The 25,151-nt window shown below is 67.9% G+C and carries 17 protein-coding genes; 14 read left to right on the top strand and 3 right to left on the bottom strand.

The genetic code is table 11. The features are described from left to right. The 3 genes from ACS5PK_RS21145 to ACS5PK_RS21135 form a co-directional block, all read right to left on the bottom strand. Positions 1-2,180: cytochrome c3 family protein (locus ACS5PK_RS21145; RefSeq protein ID WP_439442250.1), on the bottom strand; the 2,180-nt coding region annotated here is incomplete at its 3' end. After that, positions 2,177-3,997: a cytochrome c3 family protein gene (locus ACS5PK_RS21140; protein WP_439442249.1), complete on the bottom strand. Its 1,821-nt coding sequence runs from the start codon at positions 3,995-3,997 to the stop codon at positions 2,177-2,179. The genes ACS5PK_RS21140 and ACS5PK_RS21145, both read right to left, overlap by 4 nt. Before the next feature lie 57 nt (positions 3,998-4,054). Beyond that, complete coding sequence (locus ACS5PK_RS21135) at positions 4,055-4,948, bottom strand: hypothetical protein (protein ID WP_439442248.1); 894 nt, start codon at positions 4,946-4,948, stop codon at positions 4,055-4,057. Positions 4,949-5,174: 226 nt separating this feature from the next. On the opposite strand from ACS5PK_RS21135, the gene ACS5PK_RS21130 reads away from it, so the two are divergent. From ACS5PK_RS21130 to ACS5PK_RS21065, 14 genes are all read left to right on the top strand, one after another. Then, entirely contained in the window at positions 5,175-5,843 is a 669-nt protein-coding gene (locus tag ACS5PK_RS21130; RefSeq protein WP_439442247.1) for a winged helix-turn-helix domain-containing protein, read from the top strand. Positions 5,844-6,144: 301 nt separating this feature from the next. Further along, positions 6,145-6,234, top strand: a complete 90-nt coding sequence (gene kdpF / locus ACS5PK_RS21125; RefSeq protein ID WP_439442246.1) for a K(+)-transporting ATPase subunit F — start codon at positions 6,145-6,147, stop codon at positions 6,232-6,234. Further along, positions 6,235-8,031 carry a potassium-transporting ATPase subunit KdpA gene (gene kdpA / locus ACS5PK_RS21120; protein ID WP_439442245.1) on the top strand — a complete coding sequence of 599 codons (1,797 nt, stop codon included), beginning with the start codon at positions 6,235-6,237 and terminating at the stop codon, positions 8,029-8,031. A 9-nt stretch (positions 8,032-8,040) separates the two neighbouring features. Continuing rightward, a complete protein-coding gene (kdpB, locus tag ACS5PK_RS21115; RefSeq protein ID WP_439442244.1) occupies positions 8,041-10,158 on the top strand; it encodes a potassium-transporting ATPase subunit KdpB in 2,118 nt (705 codons plus the stop codon). A gap of 11 nt (positions 10,159-10,169) precedes the next feature. After that, positions 10,170-10,748 carry a potassium-transporting ATPase subunit KdpC gene (gene kdpC, locus ACS5PK_RS21110; RefSeq protein ID WP_439442243.1) on the top strand — a complete coding sequence of 193 codons (579 nt, stop codon included), beginning with the start codon at positions 10,170-10,172 and terminating at the stop codon, positions 10,746-10,748. Positions 10,749-10,852: 104 nt separating this feature from the next. Then, a complete protein-coding gene (locus ACS5PK_RS21105) occupies positions 10,853-11,677 on the top strand; it encodes a TorF family putative porin (RefSeq protein ID WP_439442242.1) in 825 nt (274 codons plus the stop codon). Between the two features lie 63 nt (positions 11,678-11,740). Beyond that, positions 11,741-12,715: a magnesium and cobalt transport protein CorA gene (locus ACS5PK_RS21100; RefSeq protein ID WP_439442241.1), complete on the top strand. Its 975-nt coding sequence runs from the start codon at positions 11,741-11,743 to the stop codon at positions 12,713-12,715. Beyond that, positions 12,715-15,432 carry a DUF4118 domain-containing protein gene (locus tag ACS5PK_RS21095; protein WP_439442240.1) on the top strand — a complete coding sequence of 906 codons (2,718 nt, stop codon included), beginning with the start codon at positions 12,715-12,717 and terminating at the stop codon, positions 15,430-15,432. Before ACS5PK_RS21100 ends, ACS5PK_RS21095 begins: the two co-directional genes overlap by 1 nt. Further along, complete coding sequence (kdpE, locus tag ACS5PK_RS21090; protein WP_439442239.1) at positions 15,429-16,130, top strand: two-component system response regulator KdpE; 702 nt, start codon at positions 15,429-15,431, stop codon at positions 16,128-16,130. Before ACS5PK_RS21095 ends, kdpE begins: the two co-directional genes overlap by 4 nt. A gap of 400 nt (positions 16,131-16,530) precedes the next feature. Next, positions 16,531-17,277 (top strand): type 1 glutamine amidotransferase, encoded by a 747-nt coding sequence (locus tag ACS5PK_RS21085; protein WP_439442238.1) that lies wholly within the window; start codon positions 16,531-16,533, stop codon positions 17,275-17,277. A 558-nt stretch (positions 17,278-17,835) separates the two neighbouring features. Further along, a complete protein-coding gene (locus ACS5PK_RS21080; RefSeq protein ID WP_439442237.1) occupies positions 17,836-18,753 on the top strand; it encodes a helix-turn-helix domain-containing protein in 918 nt (305 codons plus the stop codon). A gap of 273 nt (positions 18,754-19,026) precedes the next feature. Beyond that, the gene (locus ACS5PK_RS21075) at positions 19,027-21,747 is read left to right on the top strand and encodes a TonB-dependent receptor plug domain-containing protein (RefSeq protein ID WP_439442236.1); all 2,721 of its coding nucleotides are present in this window, start codon (positions 19,027-19,029) and stop codon (positions 21,745-21,747) included. Between the two features lie 655 nt (positions 21,748-22,402). Next, a complete protein-coding gene (locus ACS5PK_RS21070; protein WP_439442235.1) occupies positions 22,403-23,797 on the top strand; it encodes a serine hydrolase domain-containing protein in 1,395 nt (464 codons plus the stop codon). A gap of 389 nt (positions 23,798-24,186) precedes the next feature. Next, positions 24,187-24,834 (top strand): hypothetical protein, encoded by a 648-nt coding sequence (locus ACS5PK_RS21065; protein ID WP_439442234.1) that lies wholly within the window; start codon positions 24,187-24,189, stop codon positions 24,832-24,834. The last annotated feature ends 317 nt before the right edge of the window (positions 24,835-25,151 follow it).

Here is a 25,151-nt window from a genome sequence, read left to right as displayed (position 1 = left end):
CCGCTGTGGTCGACCTTGGCCCCAGTCCAGCTGGCGGTGCTCTTGTGGCAGTTCTCGCAGACGGTCTGGCCCGCATGCACGGCCGTGGCGGGGCGGGCGGAGAGGTGGCAGCTCGAGCACTGGCTCGTCACGCTCACGCTCGCATGCAGGCGTGCCGGGGTCCAGCTGGCGAAGCCGGCCTTGTGGCAGCTGTCGCAGTTCAGGGCCGAGAGCGTGCCCACGAGCTGGTAGGGCGTGTGGGTGGCGGGCTTGCCGTCGGCGGGCGGGAAGGCGCCGCTATGGCAGCTGCTGCATTGGTTGCTGACCGTGACCTGGGTGTGGTTCCACTTGGAGGGCTTCCAGCCGCTGGTGCCGTGGCAGGCGATGCAGTTGGTGGCACCGACCGGGATGTGGGCCGCGGGCTTGCCGGCGGCCGCACTGCCGTTGTGGCAGCTGCTGCAGTTGGTGGCTGCATTGAACGTGCTGTGGTCGACCTTGCCGCCCGCCCAGCTGCTGGTGCTCTTGTGGCAGTTCTCGCAGACCGTCTGCCCGCTGTGGATGGTGTTGCTGGGGCGAACGGAGAGGTGGCAGGTCGAGCACTGGCTCGCAATGCTCATGCTGGCATGGAGCTTGGCCGGCGCCCACGCGGCGAAGCCGGCCTTGTGGCAGCTGTCGCAGTTCAGGGCCGAGAGCGTGCCCACGAGCTGATAGGGCGTGTGGGTGGCGGGCTTGCCGTCGGCGGGCGGGAAGGCGCCGCTATGGCAGCTGCTGCATTGGTTGCTGACCGTGACCTGGGTGTGGTTCCACTTGGAGGGCTTCCAGCCGCTGGTGCCGTGGCAGGCGATGCAGTTGGTGGCACCGACCGGGATGTGGGCCGCGGGCTTGCCGGTGGCCGCGCTGCCGTTGTGGCAGCTGGCGCATTGGGTGGCTGCATTGAACGTGCTGTGGTCGACCTTGCCGCCTGCCCAGCTGCTGGTGCTGGTGTGGCAACTCTCGCAGACCGTCTGCCCGCTGTGGATGGCGGTGCTGGGGCGGATGGGAAGGTGGCAGGTCGAGCATTGGCTCTTCACGCTCACGCTGGCGTGAAGCCTGGCCGGCGCCCATGCGGTGAAGCCGGCCTTGTGGCAGCTGTCGCAGTTGAGCGAGGCCAGGCTGCCGACCAGTTGGTAGGGCGTGTGCGTGGCCGGCTTGCCGTCCGCCGGAGGGAAGGCGCCGCTGTGGCAACTGGCGCACTGGTTCACGACGCTCAGCTGGGTGTGATTCCATTTGCCCGGCTTCCAGCTGCCTGTGCTGTGGCAGCTGAGGCAGCTGGTGGACCCGGTGGGGATGTGGATCGTCGACTTGCCGGTGGCGGTGCTGCCGTTGTGGCAGCTGGCGCAGTCGGTGGCGGCATTGAAGCTGGCATGGTCCACCTTGCCCGATGCCCAGCCGTTGGTGCTCTTGTGGCAGCTCTCGCAGACGGTCTGTCCGTTGTGCAGCGCATTGGCCGGGCGAACGCTCAGGTGGCAGACGGCGCACTGGGCGTTGATGCTGGCATTGGCGTGGACCTTGGCCGGCATCCACGCCGTGAAGCCCGCCTTGTGGCAGCTGTCGCAAGCGAGGCTGGCGGTGGCCGCCACGGCGGTGTAGGGCGGGTGGCTGGCCGGTTTGCCGGTCGCTTTCTGGCCGTTGTGGCAGCTGGCGCAGCTGCCGGCGGCCACGCCTGCGTGGTTGAAGGCCGTGGCGGGCTTCCAGGCGCTTGTGCGGTGGCAGCTGTCGCAGGCCGCGGTGGTGGTCAGGTGGTCCGCGGGCTTGCCAGCTGCCAGGGCGCCGTTGTGGCAACTGGCGCAGGATCCGGCAGACACGCCCTTGTGGTCCATCTTGGCACCGCTGAAGCTGCGTGTGTTGTGGCAGGTGTCGCAGCCTTGTGCGCTGGGAATGTGGGTGGCGGGCTTGACGGTATTGGTCCTGGCGAAGCGGGCTCCGCTGGTGTGGCAGGCCTCGCATTCCTTGGGCGTACCCTTGAAGACCCCACCGAGGTGGCAGCTCTCGCAGCGCTGGTTCTGGTGCGTGCCGGTGAGGGCGAAGCCGGTGCGCAGATGATCGAACTCGCTCGCTGCGCCACTGGCATTGAGCGCCCAAAGACCCAGCCCGCCCATCGTGGCGAGCACCAGGCGCCGGACCCATCGAGCCAGCCAGGGGGTGTAGAGCAACTGCGTCATGGGCGGACTCCTGCAGACGCCCCGGGGCTCACGGCGGCCCAGCGGCTGGGCTGGTGGCACTGCTCGCAGCGCGGACCGAAGTTGCGCTCATGGACGTCGTCCTTCAGATGGCAGCTCACGCAGGTCCGGGCCAGCGAGCTCACCTTGCGACCGGCAGGGGCGGGGTCGCGGTGGCAGCTGGCGCAGGGCAGCTTGACGTGGGCGGCACCCAGTGCGTAGTCGGTCTGGCGGTCGTGGTCGAAACGCCAGAGCCGCCAGGCGCGCACGTTGTGGCAGCTCTCGCAGGCGTCGCCCAGGCTGGCCTTGTGCCTGTCGTCCTTGCGATGGCAGGCGAGGCAGTCCCGTGGTGCATCACGGAAGCGCAGGCTCTGGTGGCAGGCCTTGCACGCCGCTGAGCCATGGGCGCCGGCCAGACTGAATCGGGCCTTGTTGTGATCGAAGCGCGCCTGCTTCCAGCGCTGCTCGTCATGGCAGCTCTCGCAGCGCTCACCCAGCTGGGCTTCGTGCCTGTCGTCCTTGCGGTGGCAGGCGAGGCAGTCGCCGGGGGTCTTGCGGTAGCTGCGTACGTCGGCGTGGCAGCTCCGGCAGGCCAGGGGCGGCGATGCGTGGGCGCCCCGCAGGGCGAAGCGCGCCTTGTTGTGGTCAAAGCGCGGGGCCTGCCAGTTGCTCTCGGTGTGGCAATCGGCGCAGCGCTCGCCCAGGGTGGCCTCGTGTCTGTCGTCCTTGCGGTGGCAGCCGATGCAGGTCGAGTTCACCTCACGGTAGACGAGGCTCTGGTGGCAATCCTTGCAGCCGGCCTGCGCATGCTTGCCCAGCAGCGGGAAGGCGGTGCGGTCATGGTCGAAGCGCTGGACGCCGCGCCAGCCCTTCTCTGTGTGGCATTGCGCGCAATCGGAGCCCAGCGTGCTCCTGTGCTTGTCATCCTTGCGGTGGCAGTCGACGCATGCCGTGCCGAGCTTGTCCCTGTAGAGCGGTCCTGTGTGGCAGCTGCTGCAGCGCAGCTCCCGGTGCCTGTCGCGCAGCGCGTAGCGCGTGTCGACGTCATGCCGGAAGGTGATGTCGCGCCAGCGCTGCTCGGTGTGGCAGCTTTCGCACTTCTCACCGAACTGCGCCTTGTGCCTGTCGTCCTTGCGATGGCAGGCGATGCAGGCGCTCGGCGTGTCCTTGTATTCGCGGGTCTTGTGGCAGGACTCACACCGGACGGGGCCGTGGGCACCCTTGAGCGGGAAGCGCGTGACGCTGTGGTCGAAGCGTGTTTCCTTCCAGCGCTTCTCCTCGTGACAGTTGTCGCAGCGGGCACCGAGGCCTCCCTTGTGAACGTCGTCCTTGCGGTGGCAGCCCTGGCAGTCCTGGGGCGCAGCACTGTACTTGCGAGCGGCCGCATGGCACTTGGCGCAGTCCACGTCCTGGTGGCGGCCGCGCAGCGGGTAGTCGGTCTGCGCGTGGTCGAACTGCGGTTTGTCCAGGGGTGCGATGTTCATCTCACGCCCCTTGTGCTCGGTATGGCAACTGCGACAGGGCTGCGGTTTCTGGCGGCCATGCAGTCCCGTGCGCTCGGCCAGATCCCGGCCGACGTCCTTGTGGCAGTCGATGCAGAGCTTCTCCTGCGCCTTGCGGTCGAAGGGCGTATGGCAGCTGCGGCAGCTGTCGTCCCACTTGGCGTGGGCCTTGGTGAGCACGCCCGGCGAGAGCACCGACTCCATGCTCTGCGCCTGCGCCAGCGGTCCGTGCAGGAGCAGGCAGAGCAGAAGCAGGCTGAACAGCGGCAGGCTGAACAGCGGCAGGCATGCCCCGTGAAGCCAGCGGGCGTTGCTCATGAGGCCTCCCGGCAGGAGGACAAGAGGGGCGGCTCCGGGGTTTCATGCGCCATGCCGTTAGTAGACGTGGACGGCCACGATGTGCACCACCGCGCACAGCACCATCAAGTAGACGAAGGGCAGGTGCAGTACGTGCCACAGTGCGAAGAGGCGCACGGCTCGCTCGTACTGGGCGACGCGCAAGCCGGTGCGGAACAGCGCCTGGACGGTGGCTCGCAGCCTGAGCCACTCCTGGCGGCGCCGCTGCGGTCCCCAGTCCAGCTCGCGCGAGCGCCTGCGCATGGCGATGTGCAGGGCCTGCAGGCACTGGGCCTCCGTACGCAGGCGGATCCAGGGAAGCACGACGAAGGCCTCCGCCCAGCCTGCCTGCGACAGGGCCGCCGGGGTGATCCGTGCCTCGAAGCGCGCGATCAAGGCCTCGGCTTGCGGCGCGAACGCCAGCCGGCGCTGCGCCTCGTCGTGGTGGAGCCCCAGCTCCTCGCGCACCGATTGCAAGCCCTGCAGACCGCCGCTGAGCCCGCGGTGGGTGCGCAGGTACAGGAATCTCCCGACCACGCCGCTCCCCGCAACGATCAGCATGCTGCAGAGGGCCACGCCGGCGTTGAGGGAGCCGATGGCAAAGGCGCAATGCAGCAGGATCAGCAGTGGGCCGGCGATGCCCAGCACCATATGGGCCGCGAACCAGCTGCGGGCCGCACCCCAGCGCTGCATAGGGCGCCAGCGCTTGCGCAGCGGGTAGGCGAACAGCAGCAGCATGGACACACCGCCGGAGACGCCGAGCCAGTAGCCGAGCTCGGAGGACGCGCTCAGTTGCCAGCGCTGGACCGCCAGCCATGCTCCGGTGACGAGCACGGCCAGGCCCAGGTAGAGCCAGCGATCGCGGCCTCCTGGCGCAGGGCGGTGTCCCCTGACATTGGGGGACTGGCGGGGCAGGACCTCAGACATGTTCATGCGGCGCAGTTTGTGCAAGGCCCTTTTGCGGCGCATTAAGCGCGTGAGGATGTGTAACGGGCTGGGGGTGCTGCCCTGGCGCTGCGGCATCCCGTCTGCCGTTCGACAGCCTTGCGGCAGCTCAGGACGGAGCCTGCAAGGCCTTCCTGAAGTCCAGATGAAGCAGCCGGTCATGGCTTGCAACAACTTCATCAGGCCTTAAGGCTGACCGCCGACCCTGAGGCCCGTGAACGCAGCAGTACCCATCACCCAAGTCCTTGTGCATGCCCGGGATCCGGAGATCCTGCGGGTCTGCCGCCAGGCCTGTGAACAGCTGCGATGGCATTGCCAGCCCGCCAGCCCGGAGCCGCCATCGCTGCTGGGCGGTGAGGCGATGCTGCATGTGGTGGAAGACCAGCCCGCCCGTCCCTTGCCCAGGGGACTGGGGCGACCGACAGCGCTGCTCGTCTGCGACGCCCATGCCCTGCAGCGGCTGGTCGGGGGCACGCACGCCTTTGGTGCCTACCAGCTCCGGCCGATGCGCACGGAGCGTTTGAAGGAGCAGCTGAGCCGGCTGCGCCTGGGGCAGGACGCCAACCTGGCGCAATGCGATCGCGTGGGCCCCCTCGTGCTTGATGCCCTGGACCGCCGCGTCGTCTGGCGAGGTGAGGTGCTGAACCTGACCTGGCGCGAGTACGAGTTGTTGCAAGTGCTGGTGCGTCACAGAAACACCGTGGTGTCCCGCGACCGCATCGAGGCCGCCATGTACCGCTGGGGGCAGGAGCTGGGCAGCAACGCCATCGAGGTCTTCGTGCATGCCTTGCGCAACAAGACGCATCCCGCCCTGATCTCCACGATCCGGGGGGAGGGCTACCAGCTCAACGACATCGAAGAGACCGGGCCCGCGCCGGGCTGACTGGCCTGAGCGCCAGCGGACTGGCACCAGCGTGCCGCTCGTGCATGGGCAGGGCCTCAGACGCGGGGGCTGATGGCGCAGCAAGAGTTGGCGCGTAAGCCATCCTGCGCGTCTTTACGACTTCTTTATACCCACCCCCAGACCTTCTACACGGCCTTGACGCCCCCCAACCTACGCTCCTGACCTCACACAACCCCTTGTTGAGAGTGTCTATGGACGGAGTGTTTTTGGGCCTGAGCCTGGCGCTGTTCGCGCTGGCCGCCGGCCTCGCGCTGGCCAGTCATCGGCTGGAGAAGAAGTCATGAGTGCGCTGTACTGGATCAGCGGCCTGCTGGCCGTGGCCTTGTTCGTCTACCTGGTCCATGCGCTGCTGCGCGCAGAGGAGTTCTGAATGAGCACCTCTGCCTGGATCCAACTGGCCCTGTACATGGGCGTCCTCCTGGCCGCGGCCTGGCCGCTGTCGCGCTGGCTCTCGGCCCTGGCCGAGGGGCGGCTGCCGCGCTGGATGCTGCGGGTCGAAGGCGGCCTGCTGCGCCTGGCCGGCGTGAAGGCCGACCAGGGCATGCACTGGCGGCACTACGCCATCGGGCTGCTGGTCTTCAGCCTGCTGGGTGTGCTGGCGGCCTACGGCCTGCAACGCCTGCAGCACCTGTTGCCGCTGAACCCGCAAGGCATGGGCGCCGTCAGCCCGGACTCGGCCTTCAACACGGCCATCAGCTTCGTCACCAACACCAACTGGCAAGGCTATGGCGGCGAGTCCACCATGAGCTACCTGACCCAGATGCTGGCGCTGACGGTGCAGAACTTCCTGTCCGCGGCCAGCGGAATCGCGGTGGTCTTCGCGCTGATCCGCGGCTTCTCGCGCAAGCTCAGCGGTGACGTGGGCAATGTCTGGCAAGACCTGACCCGCATCACCCTGTGGCTGCTGCTGCCGCTGTCCTTCGTGTTCGCGCTCTTCTTCGTCAGCCAGGGCGTGATCCAGAACCTGGACGCCTACCAGGACGCCCACACGCTGGAAGTGAACCACTACGATGCCCCGCGCCTGGGCGCCGACGGCCAGCCCATGAAGAACGAGAAGGGCGAGCCGCTGACCGAGGCAGCCACCTCATCGACCCAGCAACTGGCCATGGGGCCGGTGGCGTCCCAGCTGGCCATCAAGATGCTGGGCACCAACGGCGGCGGTTTCTTCAACGCCAACTCGGCCCACCCTTTTGAGAACCCCACGCCGCTGAGCAACTTCGCCCAGATGCTGGCCATCTTCCTGATCCCGGCCGCACTGTGCTTCAGCTTCGGCCAGTTGGTGGGGGACTGGCGCCAGGGCCTGGCCATCCTGGCCGCGATGAGCGTGCTCTTCATCGCCGGGGTGATCCCTGAGACCATGGCCGAGCAGGCAGGCAACCCACGCCTGCAGGCTTTGCAGGTGGACCAGCGCCTGACGGCAGAACAGTCGGGCGGCAATATGGAGGGCAAGGAGACACGCTTCGGCATCAACGCCAGCAGTCTGTTCGCCGTGGTCACGACGGCCGCCTCCTGTGGCGCCGTGAACACCATGCACGACTCGCTGACCCCCATCGGCGGCATGGTTCCCCTGGTGATGATGCAGTTGGGCGAAGTGGTCTTCGGCGGCGTGGGCACGGGCCTGTACGGCATGCTTGTCTTCGCCATCCTCGCGGTCTTCATCGCCGGGCTGATGATAGGCCGCACGCCCGAATACCTGGGCAAGAAGATCGAGAGTCACGAGATGAAGATGGTGTCCATCGCCATCCTCGTCACGCCGCTCGTGGTGCTGCTGGGCACGGCCCTGGCGGTGGTCGCCGCGGACGGCAAGGCCGGCATCGCCAACCCGGGCGCCCATGGCTTCTCCGAGGTCCTCTATGCGCTGACCTCGGCCGGCAACAACAACGGCTCCGCCTTCGCCGGCCTCTCCGCCAACACGCCCTTCTACAACACCCTGCTGGGCATCGCGATGTGGCTGGGCCGCTTCGGCGTCATCGTGCCGGTGCTGGCCCTGGCGGGCAGCCTGGCGGCCAAGAAGCGCATCCCCACCAGCAACGGCACCCTGCCCACGCACGGCCCGCTCTTCGTGGCCCTGCTGATCGGCGTCGTGCTGCTGGTCGGCCTTCTCAACTACGTGCCTTCCCTGGCCTTGGGCCCCATCGTCGAGCAGCTGATGCTCTGGACCGCCTGAGGAATCATCATGAGCAATTCGACAACTGCAACAAGTTCAGCAACGAGCAGCACTTCCCTGCTGGACCCGGCCCTGGTGAAACAGGCCCTGGCCCAGTCCATCGCCAAGCTGGATCCGCGCATCCAGTGGCGCAATCCGGTGATGTTCGTGGTCTATGTGGGCAGCGTGCTGACCACGGGCCTGTGGCTGGCCAGCCTGGGCGAGCCGACGGTGGCCGGGGCTGAGGGCTCGGGCTTCATGCTGGCCATCGCACTGTGGCTGTGGTTCACCGTGCTCTTCGCCAACTTCGCCGAAGCCATGGCCGAGGGGCGCTCCAAGGCACAGGCCGCCTCGCTGCGCGGGCTCAAGACCAAGGCCTGGGCCAAGAAGCTGGAGAAGCCGCAGCACGGCTCCTCCTGGCACCCCGTCCAGTCCGACGAGCTGCGCAAGGGCCACATCGTGCTGGTGGAGGCGGGCGACCTGATCCCGCTGGACGGCGAGGTGATCGAGGGCGTGGCCTCGGTGGACGAGAGCGCCATCACCGGCGAATCGGCGCCGGTGATCCGCGAGTCCGGCGGCGACTTCGCCTCGGTCACGGGCGGCACCCGCGTGCTCTCGGACTGGCTGGTCCTGCGCATCGCCGTGAACCCGGGCGAGTCCTTCCTGGACCGCATGATCGCCATGGTGGAGGGCGCCAAGCGCCAGAAGACGCCCAACGAGATCGCGCTGACCATCCTGCTGGTGGCGCTGACCCTGGTCTTCCTGGTGGTGACCGTGACCCTGCTGCCCTTCTCCATCTTCAGCGTGGAGGCCGCCGGCAGCGGCACGGTGGTGTCCATCACCGCGCTGGTGGCCCTGCTGGTCTGCCTGATCCCCACGACCATCGGCGCGCTGCTCTCGGCCATCGGCGTGGCGGGCATGAGCCGCATGATGCAGGCCAACGTCATTGCCACCTCGGGCCGCGCTGTCGAGGCCGCGGGCGACGTGGACGTGCTGATGCTGGACAAGACCGGCACCATCACCCTGGGCAACCGCCAGGCCAGCCGTTTCCTGCCGGCCCCCGGTGTGAGCGAGATGCAGCTGGCCGACGCCGCGCAGCTGGCCTCGCTGGCGGACGAGACCCCGGAAGGCCGCAGCATCGTCGTGCTGGCCAAGCAGCGCCACGGCCTGCGTGAGCGCGAGCTTGCCAGCCTCGGCGCCCAGTTCGTGCCCTTCACGGCGCAGACCCGCATGAGCGGCATCGACCTCCAGACCGCCAGCACGCCGCTGCGCAGCATCCGCAAGGGCGCGGCTGACGCCATCCGCCGTCATGTCGAGGCCTTGGGGGCGCGCTATCCGGCGGAAGTCCAACAGGCTGTCGATGATGTGGCTCGCCTCGGCAGCACCCCACTCGTGGTCAGCGACGGTTCGCGCGTGCTGGGCGTCGTCGAGCTCAAGGACATCGTCAAGGGCGGCATCAAGGAGCGCTTCGCCGAGCTGCGCCGCATGGGCATCAAGACGGTGATGATCACGGGCGACAACAAGCTCACCGCCGCCGCCATCGCCGCCGAGGCCGGCGTGGATGACTTCCTGGCCGAGGCCACGCCCGAGGCCAAGCTGAAGATGATCCGCGACTACCAGGCCGAAGGCCGCCTCGTCGCGATGACGGGTGACGGCACCAACGACGCGCCTGCCCTTGCGCAGGCCGACGTGGCCGTGGCCATGAACAGCGGCACGCAGGCGGCCAAGGAGGCCGGGAACATGGTGGACCTGGACTCCAACCCCACCAAGCTGCTGGAGATCGTGGAGACGGGCAAGCAGCTGCTGATGACGCGCGGCTCGCTGACGACCTTTTCCATCGCCAATGACGTCGCCAAGTACTTCGCCATCATCCCGGCCATGTTCGTGGGCGTGTACCCGCAGCTGCAGGCGCTCAACGTGATGCAGCTGCACAGCCCGGCCTCGGCCATTCTGTCGGCGGTGATCTTCAACGCGCTGATCATCATCGCCCTCATCCCCCTGGCGTTGAAGGGCGTCAGCTACCGCGCCATCGGTGCCGCGGCCCTGCTGCGCCGCAACCTGGCGATCTACGGCCTGGGCGGCCTCGTCGTGCCCTTCATCGGCATCAAGGCCATCGACCTGATCCTGGTCGGCCTGCACCTGGTCTGAGGAGATCCATCATGAAACAACATCTGCGTCCCGCCCTGGTGAGCCTGCTGCTGCTCTGCGCCGTGACCGGGCTGCTCTACCCCCTGGCCGTGACGGGCATCGCCCAGATGACCATGCCCAAGGAGGCCAAGGGCTCGCTCATCGAGGAGAAGGGGCAGCTGGTCGGCTCCGAGCTGATCGGCCAGTCCTTCACCAGCCCGAAGTACTTCTGGGGCCGCCCTTCGGCCACGGGCCCGATGAGCCACAACGCGGCCAACTCGGCCGGCTCCAACCAGGGGCCGCTGAACCCGGCGCTGGAAGCAGCCGTCAAGGCGCGCATCGAGGCTCTGCGGGCGGCGGACCCCGGCAACACCGCGCCGGTGCCTGTGGACCTGGTCACCGCCTCTGCCAGCGGCCTGGATCCGCACATCAGCCTGGCTGCCGCCCGCTACCAGGCGCCGCGCGTGGCCCGCGAGCGCGGCCTGTCCGTGAAAGAGGTGCAGCGCCTGATCGAGGCTCACACAGAGCCCATGGACCTGCGCGTGCTGGGCGAGCCGCGGGTGAACGTGCTGAGGCTCAACCTCGCCCTGGACCGTGCCAGGCAAGGCTGACTCAGCCCCCGGACCCGCGCCCATTACCGAACTCATTTCTTCTGACCCCCATGCGGTGCCAGCAGCCCTGCGGCGCTGGCCGCCGCGCTGACCATCGACCTTTCATGAACAAGCTTTCTCTCCTCACCCTTGCCCTCTTGCTCACCACCCCGCTGGCTGGCCAGGCGCAGGGCAGTGATCCCGCACCCACACCCGAGCACACCCTCACCGGCAACCTGAGCCTGGTCAGCGACTACCGCTTCCGCGGCATCAGCCAGACCTGGGCCCTGCCGGCCGTGCAGGGCGGCTTCGACTATGCCCACAAGAGCGGCTGGTACGCCGGCACCTGGGCCTCCAATGTCTCGGGCAACAGCTACAACAACGGCGCCGGCCTGGAGCTGGACCTCTACGGCGGCGTGAAGCTGCCGGTGATGGGCGAGGGCACGCTGGACCTTGGCGCTCTGGTCTACCTCTATCCCGGCGCGCGACTCAACAGCGCCCCGGGCGTCGCCACCAGCAAGCGCTACGACAACCTGGAGCTCTACGCCGGCCTGAGCCTCGGCGCATTCAGCGGCAAGCTCTCCTATGCCGTCACCGACTACTTCGGCCTCAACGGCGACACCGCCGCCTATGCCTACTTCAGCGCGCTCGATGCGAAGGGCTCGTCCAAGGGCACGCTGTACCTGGACCTGAACTACACCGTGGACCTGGGGCAAGGCCTGACCCTCGGTGCTCATGTCGGCCGTACCGAGGTGCGTCACTACGGTGAGCTGTCCTACACCGACCTCAAACTTTCACTGGCCAAGGAGATGATCGGACTGAACTGGACGGCGGCCCTCATCGCCACCGACGCTAAGAAGGCGCTCTACCAGGTGGGCAACGCCGCCGGCCAGGACGCCAAGCGCGTCGGCAAGGCGGGGCTGGTGCTCAGCGTTGGCAAGACCTTCTGAGGCCGGGGCCGCGCATGAACGTGAAGATGGAATCGGCGGCCTTCCGGGGCTGACAATGCAGGCATGCTGATCAACTGTGCCGCCTACCGCTCGGGGGTCAAGGTCGAGGACTTCTCGCCCTACGATGAGGCCACCCTGGGGCGCCACCTCGCGGATCCGGACACCTTTGTCTGGATCGCCCTGCGCGACGCAAGCGCCGAGGAGCTGCAGCCCTTCCAGCGCCTGTTCCATCTGCACGAGCTGGCCGTCGAGGACGCCACGCATGGCCACCAGCGGCCCAAGGTCGAGGAGTACGGCGAGCTGGTCTTTGCCGTGATGCACCTGGTGGACTGGGTGGATGCGGACCTCAGCATCGGCGAGGTGGCGGTGTTCTGCGGGCCGAACTTCGTGATCTCGGCGCGCAGCGGCAGCCGCGTCCACTTCCTGGGCGTGCGTGAGCGCTGCGAGCGCGAGCCCCACCTGCTGATGCAAGGCCCGAGCTTTGTGCTCTACGCCTTGATGGACGCGGTGGTGGACCGCTACTTCCCCATCGTGGACCTGCTGGAGTCGGAGCTGGAGGAGATCGAGCAAAGCATCTTCACGCCCGGCGCGCAGCTGGACAACATCAAGCGGCTCTACGAGCTCAAGCGCCGGCTGATGCGCCTGCGCCGAGCGGTGGCACCCATGCTGGAGATGCTGTCCAAGCTGCACGGCGGGCGCGTGCCCCTGCTGTGCAGCGGCACGACCGAGTACTTCCGTGACGTGGCCGATCACCTGGCGCGCATCCATGCCGCCATCGAGTCCGTGCGCGACACCCTGGCCACCGCCATCCAGGCCAATCTGTCCATGGTCGCCATTGACGACAGCGCGGTCACCAAGCGCCTGGCGGCTTGGGCCGGCATCTTCGCCGTGGCCACGGCCTTCGCGGGCATCTGGGGCATGAACTTCGAGCAGATGCCCGAGCTCAAGTGGGCCTGGGGCTATCCGGCGGCCCTGGGTCTGATCGTCAGCGTCTGCGGCCTGCTGTGGTGGCGTTTCCGGCGCGCAGGGTGGCTCTGATGACGGAACAACGCCCCGACCCCGACGCGCTGCTCGCGCAGATCGACCAGCAGGACCGCGAGGCCAGGCGCGGCCGGCTGCGCGTCTATTTCGGTTCCTCGGCCGGCGTGGGCAAGACCTACGCCATGTTGGCCGCCGCGCGCAAGCTGCAGGCGGAAGGGCTGGACGTGCTGGCGGGCATCGTCGTCACCCATGGCCGGGCCGAGACTCAGGCCCTGCTGGAGGGCCTGCCCCAGCTGCCGCTGAAGGCTGTCGAGTACCGTGGCAGAAGCCTGCCGGAGTTCGACCTGGACGCTGCCCTGGCGCGCCACCCGGCCTTGGTCCTTGTGGACGAGCTGGCCCACTCCAATGTGCCGGGCTCGCGCCATCCCAAGCGCTGGCAGGACGTGGAGGAGCTGCTGGCCAACGGGATCAACGTCTATTCCACCCTCAATGTCCAGCACCTGGAGAGCCTGAACGACATTGTCGGCGGCATCACCGGCGTGCGCGTGCAGGAGACCCTGCCGGACACCTTCTTCGACGCGGCCCATGAGGTCGTGATGGTGGACACGCCGGCCGACGAGCTGCTCGCGCGCCTCGCGGCTGGCAAGGTCTACATGGGCGCCCAGGCCGAGCGCGCCGCCCAGCACTTCTTCCGCAAGGGCAACCTGATGGCCCTGCGCGAGCTGGCCTTGCGGCGCACGGCGGACCGGGTCGAAGACGACGTCCAGGCATGGCGCAGCAATCAGCGGGTGAGCGAGGTCTGGAAGACCGAGGCGGCGCTGCTGTGCGCCATCGGCCCGGATCCTGCCGATGACGGCGTGGTGCGCGAGACGGCCCGGCTGGCGCAGCAGCTCAACGTCAGCTGGCATGCCGTCTATGTGGAGACCCCGCAGCTCAGCCGCCTGCCGGACGCGCAGCGCGAGCGCATCCTGCGCACCGTGCGCCTGGCCCATGAGCTGGGGGCCGAGACCTCGGTGCTGAGCGCCCAGTCCATCGCGCAGGCCTTGCAGCGCCACGCGCGCCAGCACAATCTCTCCACCCTGGTGCTGGGCCGCGCGCAGCCGCCCAAGGGCTGGCAGCGCTGGCTGGGCCGCCAGACCTTGGCGCGCGCGCTGGAGGCCATGAGCCCGGACCTGGACGTGCTGACAGTGGCCCGCCGCACACCATCGCGCGAGGAGTCCGGACCGGCCATGGCCCCGCAGGCGGAACCGGCCTTTCTGCGGCTGCGCCGCTACGGCTTCACCGCTGCCGCCTGCATCGGCGCGACCCTGCTCTGCTGGCCCCTGCAGTGGGCTTTCGCGCAGACCAATATCGTCATGGTCTTCCTGCTGGTCGTGCTGTGGGTGGGCTGGAAGCAGGGGCGTGGGCCTGCCGTGCTGGCCAGCTTTCTGAGCGTGGGCCTGTTTGACTTCTTCTTCGTCGAGCCCAAGCTGAGCTTCGCGGTCTCTGACGTTCAGTACCTGCTGACTTTCGCCGTGATGCTGGCCGTGGGCCTGCTGACCGGCCAGCTCACCGCCGGGCTGCATTACCAGGCCCTGGTGGCGTCCGAGCGGGAGCGGCGCGCCCGCCTGCTGTTCGAGCTGACCAGCGACCTGGCTGGTGCCCTGCAGACCGAGCAGGTGCTGGAAGTGGCCGAGCGCACCCTGGCGCGCGAGGTGCAGGGTCAGGTCTTGATCTACACCTTGGACCTCAAGGAGCAGCTGCAACCCTCGCCCCGCGAGGCGGCCCTGGGCGAAGCGGACCGGCCCGACGCCGGCACGGCCCGCTGGGCACTGGACCACCGCCAGGCGGCCGGCCTCTCGACGGACACCCTGCCCGGCAGCCCCTGGCACTACCTGCCGCTGGAAGCCCCCATGCGCCTGCGCGGCGTGATGGCGCTGCGCCCGCGCGCCCTGGGCACGGTGCTGCAGCCCGAGCTGAGCGACCAACTGGCCACCTGCGGCCGCATCATCGGCCAGGCCCTGGAGCGCGTGCATTACGTGGAGGTGGCCCAGCAGGCCCTGGTGCAGATCGAGTCCGAGCGTCTGCGCAATTCGCTGCTCTCGGCGCTCTCGCACGACCTGCGCACGCCGCTGGCGGTGCTTTACGGCCTCTCCCAGACCCTGGAGACCCTGCCGGGCCTGCCGGCCCAGGCGCGCGAGCTGAGCCTGACCCTGCAGCAGCAGTCGCGCCGCGTGGGCGCCATGGTCAACAACCTCCTGGACATGGCCAGGCTGGAAAGCGGCAGCCTGCAGCTCAACCGGCAATGGCAGCCGCTGGAGGAGGTCGTCGGCACCTCGCTGCAGATCCTGGGCGACAGCCTGGCCCAGCACCGCTTGCAGATGCGCCTGCCACCGGGTCTGCCCTTGCTGCACCTCGATGCCGCGCTGATGGAGCGCGTGTTGTGCAATCTGCTGGAGAACGCGGTGAAGTACACGCCCGCGGGCTGCCAGATCGCGCTGAGTGCCGTCGCTGAGCCGGACCAGGTCGTGCTGAGCGTGGACGATGACGGCCCCGGCCTGCCGGCGGGCCGCGAGGAGCAGCTTTTCAACAAGTTCAGCCGCGGCGAGAAGGAGTCCAGCACGCCCGGGGTCGGCCTGGGGCTGGCCATCTGCCGTGCCATCGTCGACGCCCATGGCGGTCGCATCTGGGCCGAGCGCAGCCCCCTGGGCGGCGCTGCCTTCAAAATAGCGCTGCCCCGCGGCACCCCGCCTTCGCTGGAGGCCATGGAAGCCGAGCTGCCTCAAGAACCATGAGTGAACCGCATCCCGTTGTCCTGATCGTCGAGGATGAACCCAGCATCCGCCGCTTCGTGCGCCTGGCCCTGGAGACCGAAGGCTGGGTCGTCCATGAGGCCGAGACGCTCCGGCAGGGGTTGATCGACGCCGGCACCCGGCATCCGGACCTGGTCATCCTGGACCTGGGCCTGCCCGACGGCGACGGCCTCAACTACCTTCGGGACCTGCGCAGCTGGTCCCATGTGACCGTCATCGTGCTCTCGGCGCGCAGCAACGAGGCCGACAAGATCGCCGCTCTCGATGCCGGCGCTGACGACTACCTGAGCAAGCCCTTCGGCATCGGTGAGCTGATGGCGCGGGTGCGCGTCTGCCAGCGCCGCCTGGCCACGACCACGCGAGGCCAGGAGGCGGCGCTCACGGTTTTCCGTTTCGGTGAGGTGGAGGTGGACCTGGTGCACCGCCGTGTGCTGCGTGCCGGCCAGCCCGTGCACCTGACGCCCACCGAGTACCGCCTGCTGACGCACCTGGTGGCCAACGCGGGCAAGGTACTCACGCACGGCCAGCTGCTCAAGGCCGTCTGGGGCCCCAGCCATACCGACAGCAGCCACTACCTGCGTGTCTACATGGGCAATCTGCGGCAGAAGCTGGAGGCGCAGCCGGCGAGCCCCAAACACCTGCTGACGGAAACGGCGGTGGGGTATCGGCTGGTGCCCTGAGCACGCCAGGCAGCCCACGCCGCTGCGAGATGGGCATGTCCTGCGATGGCCGTTCGGATCGCTGGCAGCTCCGATGGTCCTGGGCTCGGCCAAGGAGCTGGGCAAGGAGCCGGCAGGGCGAGGTGCATCGGTCTTCTGGCGGGGGCGCTGCTCGCAGCGTTCCACAGTCATGGCGTTCGACGCGGTCGCCGGATTGTGCAAGGCCGCTGATGACAGGTCTGATGCCCCCGGCGTCGCTCGACGATGCAACGGTGGTTTGTCACCGCTGCTCTGCGTTCCATTGACGAGATCTTGACGAGATCTTGACGTCCGACGGCCGATTCTCTGCAAGGCCTTGAGGGCGCGCTCGATAGATTGCTCCTCATCGCAACACCGCCCGAGCCAGGCCCGGGCCGCCTCTATGAGACCGATCCTCATCCTGCAGCACGAAGACTTGCAGGGCCCCGACTTCCTCCAGCAATGCCTCAGCGATGAGGGCCTGGAGACCCTGGTGCTACGCCCGGACCAGGGGGACCGGATCCCTGGCGAGGTGCGTGACTTCGCAGGTGTCGCCGTGCTGGGCAGCGACCACAGCGTGCACGACCCGCTGTCCTGGATCGGGTCTGAGCGTGTGCTGCTGCAGCAGGCCCTGGCGCATGAGGTGCCCGTGCTGGCTCACTGCTTCGGTGCGCAGCAGCTCGCGCTGGTGGCGGGCGCGCAAGTCAGTCGCAATGCCTGGCCCAACGTCGGCTGGTCCCGCGTCTGGGTCACGCCGGAGGGGCGCCGTCTGTTCTGCGGAGCGCAGGAGCTGCAGGTGTTCAACTGGCACTACGACACCTTCGAGATCCCGCGTGGAGCCAGGCGGCTCCTCTTCGGGACCCACTGTCTCAACAAGGCCTTCGCACTCGGCCCGCACCTGGGGTTCCAGTGCCATCTGGAGATCAGCGAGGCCGGCCTGCGCCGCTGGTGCGAGGCCGGCCGTGCTGAGGTCGAGGGCCTGCGGGGACCGGCCGTGCAGCGCTGGGCGGACATGCTGCGCGAGCTCCCGGCGCGCACCCTTCAACTGCAGCGCATGGCGCGTGCGGTGTATCACCAATGGGCCTGGCAGTTGCAGGGACCGCCTCAGCGGTTTGCACCGGCCGGGCGTTCCGGCCGCCAGATGCCATGATGGCGTCAAGGTTCAGGTTCCAGCAGCCTCGCGGCACGGCGGGCAGCGCTCGCTGCCAAGCGCGCAGCCACAGGGCGATTGCCCAGCTCAGTTGCACAAAAGGCAGCGTTCCTGTGCGCTTCTGTACCTTTGCCCTGGCGTCAGCTAGGCCCACATCACCGGAGCCCGGACTTCATGTCTGAAGTCCGAGGTGGTCAAGAGGACAAGGAGCCGCAGCAGCGGGCATAGACGCATTGCCGCATGAGGGACGACGAAGACAAGTCGATGCGCGACGGCCAGGAACCTTCGCACGGCCTGGACCGGCTCTTCTGCTTCCGGCAATGGAGTGCTCGCGAACTGTCAGCACAAGAGGCCAGCGGCGGCGTTCATTGCGCGCGAACGCCAGCGCACCCATTCTGCGCCGAACATATCGGGCAAGGTCCAGGCTGCCGTCTACACCCAGACGGCCGCTCCCGTCCCGAAGGAGCAATGGCGCAGCCATGAGTCATGAGCCATGAGCCATGGCCAGGCACTCCGCTTGAGTTAGCATCCCCGCCACCCTCCAGCACCCGCCCCGTCATGAGTTTTCCCGCCATCGACAGCAGTGCCGCGCTCATGGACTGGTTCCGCCGCAGCGGCGTGACCGGGCCGCTGGATGCCTGCGAGGGGCCGTTCCCGGCGACGGGGGTGTCGCTGGCGCGGTGGTCCAGGCGGCAGGCGGACGGGGGCATGAAGCCGGTCAGCCCGCATCCGGGCAGCTACCGGATCGCCGTGATGCTGGAACCGCTGGAGTCGCAGATCTGGGTCGGGGACCAGGCCATCTGGGGCGGGGTGATCGGGGCCAATCGCTTCCGCATCTGCGCGCCGGGCTCGCCGGGCCGCTGGCGGCAGTTGAGCGGCTGCGACATCGTCAACCTCTTCGTGCCGGTCCAGACGGTGGAACGGCTCAGCCAGGCGGCCGGCCTGCCGGAGGGCATAGGCCTGTGCGACACCCCCTTCTCGCCGGACCGCCAGGTGCTGGACCTCACCTGGAAGATGCTGGACGCCAAGGCCAGCGCTGGTGCGCTGGCCGCGCAGTACTGCGACGGCCTGGCCACGGCTCTGCTGTGCTATCTGCTGGAACGCCATGGCGGCACGCATCAGGCGTCCGCAGGCAAGGGCGCCCTGGATGGCGCGCGCCTGCGCCGTGTGCTGGCCTTCATCGCCGACAACATCACCCGGGAGATCCCCATTCCGGAAATGGCCCGGCACTGCGGCATGAGCGAGTCGCACTTCTCGCGGGCCTTTCATGCGGCCGCTGGCCTGCCGCCCCACCAGTACGCGATGAAGCTTCGCCTGGAACGCGCCTGCGCGGCCCTGACCGGCAGCGAGGACCGCATGGTGGACATCGCGCTGGAACTGGGCTTCAGCAGCCCCAGCCATTTCTCCCGGGCCTTTGCCCAGCGCTACGGCATGCCGCCGGCACGCTACCGGCAGTTGCATCGACGCAAGATCTGACCCTGGGACTTTCCCTGAAAGCTGCTGGGAAGCAGCAGGACGGTGCAAGTTGCGCAGGATTTGAGGCGCCGCGCCGCGGCCGTTTTTCAAGAATCGCGGCGTGAGCGCCGTTGAAGGCGACTGCCCTGCACCCCGGGGCTCGTCTCGATGCGCGCTGGCCGTTGCCCGAACTGGGCGACGCCGCTGCAGCCGCCTACCCGGCGGCTGCGCCCCGTTGCCGAGGCACAAGAAGGCCGCCCGGCGATGCCCCTGCCAACATCGAGAGAGATCCTCATGCCCCCTATCCGCCCGATTGTCCGAGCCGTCGCCATTGCCTGCGCCGGTACCACCGCGCTGCCTCTGCTGGCCCAGGAGCCGCCGCCCCAGGAGTCGCGGAAACTGGAGCGCGTCGAGGTGACGGGCTCCCGCATCAAGCGCCTGGAAGCGGAGACGGCATCGGCCATCCAGACGCTCAACCGGGACGACATCGCCAAGTCCGGGGCCCTGACCGTGTCCGACGTGCTGCGCAGTGTGGCCGCCGGCAATATGGGCGGCATCTCGAGCGATGGGCCCGTGGACACCACCTTCGGCGCCGCCGGCATCTCCCTGCGCGGCCTGGGTGTGGGCTCGACCCTGGTGCTGATCAACGGCCGGCGCGTGGCGCCCTTTGGCTTCGGCACGGCCTCCTTCGTCGACACCAACTCCATTCCCGTCGATGCCATCGAGCGCATCGACGTGCTGCTGGACGGCGCCTCCGCCATCTACGGGGCGGACGCCATCGGCGGTGTGGTGAACATCATCCTGCGCAAGAACTTCGAAGGCCTGACGGGCAGCGCCGACACTGGCATCTCCAGCCATGGCGACGGCGGCAGCAAGAGCTTCGCCTTCACCTACGGCAAGGGCCAGTTGAGCCAGGATGGCTACAACGTCTTCGCCACGCTGGCGCACCGGCAGCAGGATCCCGTCCGCGCCTCCGATCGCGAGCGCACCCGCGATGGCGACTTCACCCGCTTCGACCTTTATGACGCGCGCTCGCCCTACTATCGCAACGTCTACCGCCTGACGCCTACCTCGGGCCCCTACAACAGCAGCGCCAACTTCATCGCCCCGCTGACCCGGCTCGACAGCCCCTGCACCCCGGCCGTCAGCAGCAAGCCCAGCCTGAATGGCCGCTGCCTCAACGACAACACCAGTGCCGTCAACCTCGTCGCCGGCTGGCAGTCCGACAGCCTCTACAGCGCCGGCGTGCTGGCCCTGCCCAAGGGCTTCGAACTCTTCGGCGACCTGTCGCTCACCCGCAGCCGCTACAACACCCGCAGCTTCAGCTATGGCTCCAATGCCTATGGCTACTACACCTACGACCTGGTGGACAAGTTGGGCCAGTACGGCAATGCGCCGGGCGCCCAGGTGAGCTATCTGATCCTGCCGGAGGGCCATCCGCAGAACCCGCTCAGCACAGGCGAGGTTGGCGTGCACTACCTGTTCAACGACGTGCCGTCGACCATGGCCAGCAACACCCTCAACCAGCGCTACACCGCTGGCGTGCGTGGCGAGTACGCGGGCTGGGACGTGGAGGCCGCGCTGATGCTGTCGCGTGCCCGCACCCACACGACCCTGGTCGGCTATCTGCAGGACTCGGTGCTGACCCAGGAGGTGCTGGACGCCAACGGCAAGGTCCGCAGCAGCTTCATCCTGGGCAATGCGGCCGCCAATGATCCTGCGCTGATGGCCCGCCTGTATCCGCGAATGCTCAACAAGGGCACGAGCAGCACCGACACGCTGGACCTGCGCGCCAGCCGCGAGCTGTGGGCGCTGCCGGGGGGCAAGCTGGGGGTGTCCGTCGGCGCGGAGTACCGCCGCGAGAAGGTGGACTCGGTGCCGGACACGCTGCTCTCCTCGGGGGCCATCTCGCTGTACAACTCGCAGGGCGCGACCGGATCGCGCCGGGTGAGCGCGGTCTACGCGGAAGCTGTGGCGCCGGTGCTGAAGAACCTGGAGCTGTCCCTGGCGACGCGCATGGATGACAACAGCGACTTCGGCCACTCCAGCACGCCCAAGCTGGGCCTGAAGTGGCAGGTGCTGCCCCAGCTGCTGCTGCGCGGCACCTATGCCGAAGGCTTCCGCGCGCCGACGCTGCCCGAGCAGCACATGGGCACGCAGACCTACTACATCAAGGTGCGTGATCCCAAGCTGTGTCCCACCTACAACAGCGACAACCCCAACTGCGAGCGCTACGTCGTCGGTGTCTACGGCACCTCGGGCGACCTGCGTGCCGAGACCTCCAAGAGCCACTCCCTGGGCCTGGTCTTCCAGCCCACGCGCAACAGCAGCCTGGCGATCGATGCCTTCGACATCAAGCGCAAGGGGGAGGTGACGTCCATGAGCACCGACTACCTGCTGGAGCACGAGGCCGAGTTCTCCGACAAGATCGTCCGCGGTGCGGCCTCGGGCCAGATCGACAAGATCTTTCTGACGGCCACCAACCTGGCCGAGACTCGCGTGCGCGGCGTGGACGTGGACGGCCGCATGCAATGGGACCTGCCCGGCGACCGGGGCCGTGTCACCTTCAGCGGGACCTACAACCGCCTGTCCAGCTACGAACAGGCCCAGGCACCGGGCGCCGGGCTGCGGGACAACGTCGGCTACTACCTGATGCCCAAGGAGCGCATGCGCTTCGGCCTGGGCTGGAGCCGCGGGCCCTGGCAGCTGAACATCAACTGGAACTACACCGGCGCCTATGCTCAGGTCGCGGACGCCTCCGTGAACTGCAGCTATGCCGCGCAGAGCACGCCGCGCCCTGACTACTGCCGCATCGGCGCCTGGATGACGGCCGATGCCCATGTGTCTTACCGCGGCTTCAAGGACCTGGAGTTGAGCCTGTCGGTGCGCAATGTTGACGACCGGGCCGCACCTTTCGACGCCGACCGCGTCGCCTATCTCCAGGGTTTCAACCCGGCCTATCACAACCAGCTGGGGCGCTTCATGCAGCTGTCGGCGAAGTACCGCTTCTGGTGAGATCGGGCGCGCGGCCTCAGGCGGCGGTGCCGCCCCAGGCCGCCCCAGGCCGCCCCAGGCCGCGCCGACGGCGGGCGACGGCGGGCGCTCCCAGCTGTGCAGACAGGCCTCCGCGCCCAGGGCCAGGGCCAGCACCAGGGGCAGCAGCCGGGCCGCCCTCTGGGCAGGGCCGGTCCTGCCAGGCGCCTGCCCGTCGATGCGACCGCGGGAGTGCCACAGCCGGAACATGGGCCGGACCAGCCTGTGCCTGCGCAGCCCCTCGTGCACCGCGATCGCCAGCCCATGCAGCGCCAGCAGCCCGTACATGCCCCAGGCCAGCCGGAAGCCCAGCAGGCCGGCCACGACGGCGCCCGCGCGGCCCTGCCAGACCATCGCATTGCCGCCGACCCAGGCTGTCACCAGGGCGGCCGTCCCCGCTTGCAACAAGGAGCCCTGGGAATCCGGGCTGGTTTCGGCCGGCGCCAGTAGCGGGCAGTCAACAGTGAGTTGCCTGCGCGTCAATCCTTTGCTTGCCAGCCCTTGCTACAGTGAAAACGTTCGGTTTGCATGCGTCCCGTCGGCTCTCCAGCTCATCAGCCTTGGCCTGAGCATGCAAGCTGGCACCGGATGGCGCTTTCGCCTTCGCGCCCCGTTTTGCAGAACAAGGAGTGCCGCCTTGAACCGTTCAGCCTTTACGACACGCCGCCGCCATCTGCTGGCGGTGGCGGCCGGATTCGGCCTGTTGGGAGATTCGCTTGCCTCGAGCGGCGGCTCGGCCGAACCAGACTTCGACTCGATGCTGAAGCCGCAGTTCGGCGTTGGCGATGCTGGTTGTGCCGTGCTCGTGCAGCGAGGGGGCAAGACGCTCTGGCGCGCAGCGTACGGAAGCAGCGGCCGATCGCCGGAGCAGGCCATTGCTCCCGAATCTCAGTTCAGGATTGGCTCCATCACCAAGACGTTCACCGCCGTGCTGGCCCTTCGGCTGGTCGACGCAGGGAAGCTGGACTTGGACACTCCGGTTGGGGACGCCCTGACTGACTGGCCTCGTGAATTGCCCGCCTTCACACTTCGCCAGTTGCTGAGCCATACGGCCGGCCTCGGTCAGTACACGGAGTTGCCTGAGTTCAAGCGGCAGGCCGCACGAGGGTTCAGCAGCGCAGAGCTCTTGGCGCTGTGCGCGAAGACCCCGCGGATTGCTGCGCCTGGGGAGCGGTACATCTACAGCAATACCGGCTACGCACTCATCGGCTGTCTGATCGAAGCTGTAGGCGGACGTCCCTTTGAGAAGGCCATTCACGACGAGGTGCTTCGCCCTCTCGGGATGGCAGATACCGGGTTCGAGGACCAAATCGGCAGCAAATCGCGCCTCGTCCTCGGGCATGGCAGGAGGATGGCTGACGGAACTCGTGCACCAGTGCCTGCGGTTCACTCCTCGGGAATCTCCGCGTCTGGCGGTCTCATCTCGACCGTCGATGACCTGGCCAAGTGGAATGCTGCGACCACGACGGGGCAGTTGCTGCGGCCCGCAACGGCGGCCTTGATGAACACGCCAGTGCGCCTGTCAGATGGGAGGCCGGCTCCGACTGGTCTCGGATGGATGCTCCGCGAACTGCAAGGGCAGACAGCGTTAGAACACAGTGGGTCCACTCAAGGATTCATTGGGCACCTGCTGTACCTTCCTGCCGGCGAACTCTTTGTGGCCGTGCTCATGAACGAGAGTTCCGGGCGGCAGCCCGGGCCTGGCTATCTGTGCGAGCAGCTCGCAGCGGCTGCGCTGGGAAAGGTGGCTGCCGATTGGGCTGTCATCGAACTGCCCCAGGAGGCGCTCCAACAGCTGCTTGGAGACTATGGTGAGCCTGAGGTTCGCCGGCATATGGAGCTGTATCAAGGCCGGCTCATGGTTAGGCGCGGACCCTCCCGCGCGCTCCTGGAGGCGCTCTCTCCCACTCACTTCATTGATCGACGCCGTGGGGTCGTGCACTACAAGTTCCAGGTCGACGGCAAGGGGGACGCAAAGGTGCTCACCATTCAACGAGAAGGCAGCCCAGATCTGACGCTTGTTCGCCAGTGAAGCCGACACCCCTGATGCCGAGCCGGCCCCAAGAACGGTGTGCTTTCTTCACCTGGCGTATGAGTGCGCCCCGTGGCGTGGTCCGGATTGCCTCCCGGCTCATACCTTGCCCAGCGAGCCCGCCAACGTTCGGGACCCCGCGGTAAACGGTCAGAAGCGCTCGGGCGTTGTGGGGCTGGCGAACATGGCCTGCGGCCGACTTCCCTGGCGAAGTCATGAATGCCGGGCTGACGTCGGTTGACACGAGATCGGCACGGGGCGTTCTTCCGCCCGGGGGCTCTGCACTGCGATCTGTGGTCTTCGGACCTTCAGGAGCAGGGTGGCTTGCCTGCAGATCAAATCAAGGCCGGATCGGCCTGGCATGGACGAACTGACAAGGTGATGTGTCTATGAATTCGAGGCTGTGGCAAACGCTGGCGCTTTGCATGACCGCATTGGGCGGCGTATCCGTGCAGGCAGAAGTCTGGAAATGCAAGGTGGAGGGCAGGCTTCACTACTCGGATCAGCCCTGTCAGTCCTTGGCCAAGGGTGGGCTCATGCCATCCCGCGCACTTGAGCCCAATATCGTTGGGCCTATCCCGCCGGCAAGGACCGCGTCCGCTCCAGGCAATCTGCCGCAGGCGGGGGCCTTCTGGACGGCAGGGGAAGCCGCGGCCCCCTCGGCTCCGTTGGCGAGTGTGTGTCCTTCCGACCGCGACATCGCGTCTATGGAGACGACGGCGAGTTCGACGACGCTGCCAGCAGGGGCGAAGCGCTTTGTGCAGGATGAAATTCGCCGAGCCTGGCAATGCCGCAAGGGGCAGGGGCGGTACTCAGCCGCTGACTGGCGCATCAGCCGTGAGGCGGTCGAGGCGCAAAGCAGTCTGTCTGGCGCCGAGTCGGCGCGCATCCGCAGCGAGTCCATGCACAGCGCAGCCAACCCAAACGAAGGCGAGCTTATCGCTCGACAGCGCGCAGCAGAGGCACGGGCCGCCTTGCGGGACCGGCGAAGCGAACCGGCTCCTGCAGCGAGTGCGCCGGGCCTGCGCCCTGACTAGGCATGAGGCCTGGCGCCGACGACCCGCAAGGCGAGGCCCAGAGCAAGCGTGGCTGAGTCGATGCAACGGAGCGGCATGGCTCGCAGGCACGCGAACTTCGAGTGTGTCTGGTCGCGCCAACCTGCATCGGCCCGGTGGGAGCTGTGCCAAAGTCACCAGCGAGAGACCGCTGCATAACTTCCCTGATGCGCCGCGATCGGTCATCGGGGTTGCAATGGCGACATGGATAGCTTCTTCCTGATGGGCGCCAAGCCCTTGGTCCAGGACTCGCCGACGATGAAGTTGCACGAGTTGCTGGACTGGGCCGAGATCGCGCA

Source organism: Roseateles sp. DB2 (assembly GCF_051857535.1).
Taxonomy (GTDB): Bacteria; Pseudomonadota; Gammaproteobacteria; order Burkholderiales; family Burkholderiaceae_C; genus Roseateles_B.
The sequence above is the reverse complement of the archived record's forward strand: the minus strand, read 5'-3'. Positions and strand labels throughout refer to the sequence as shown.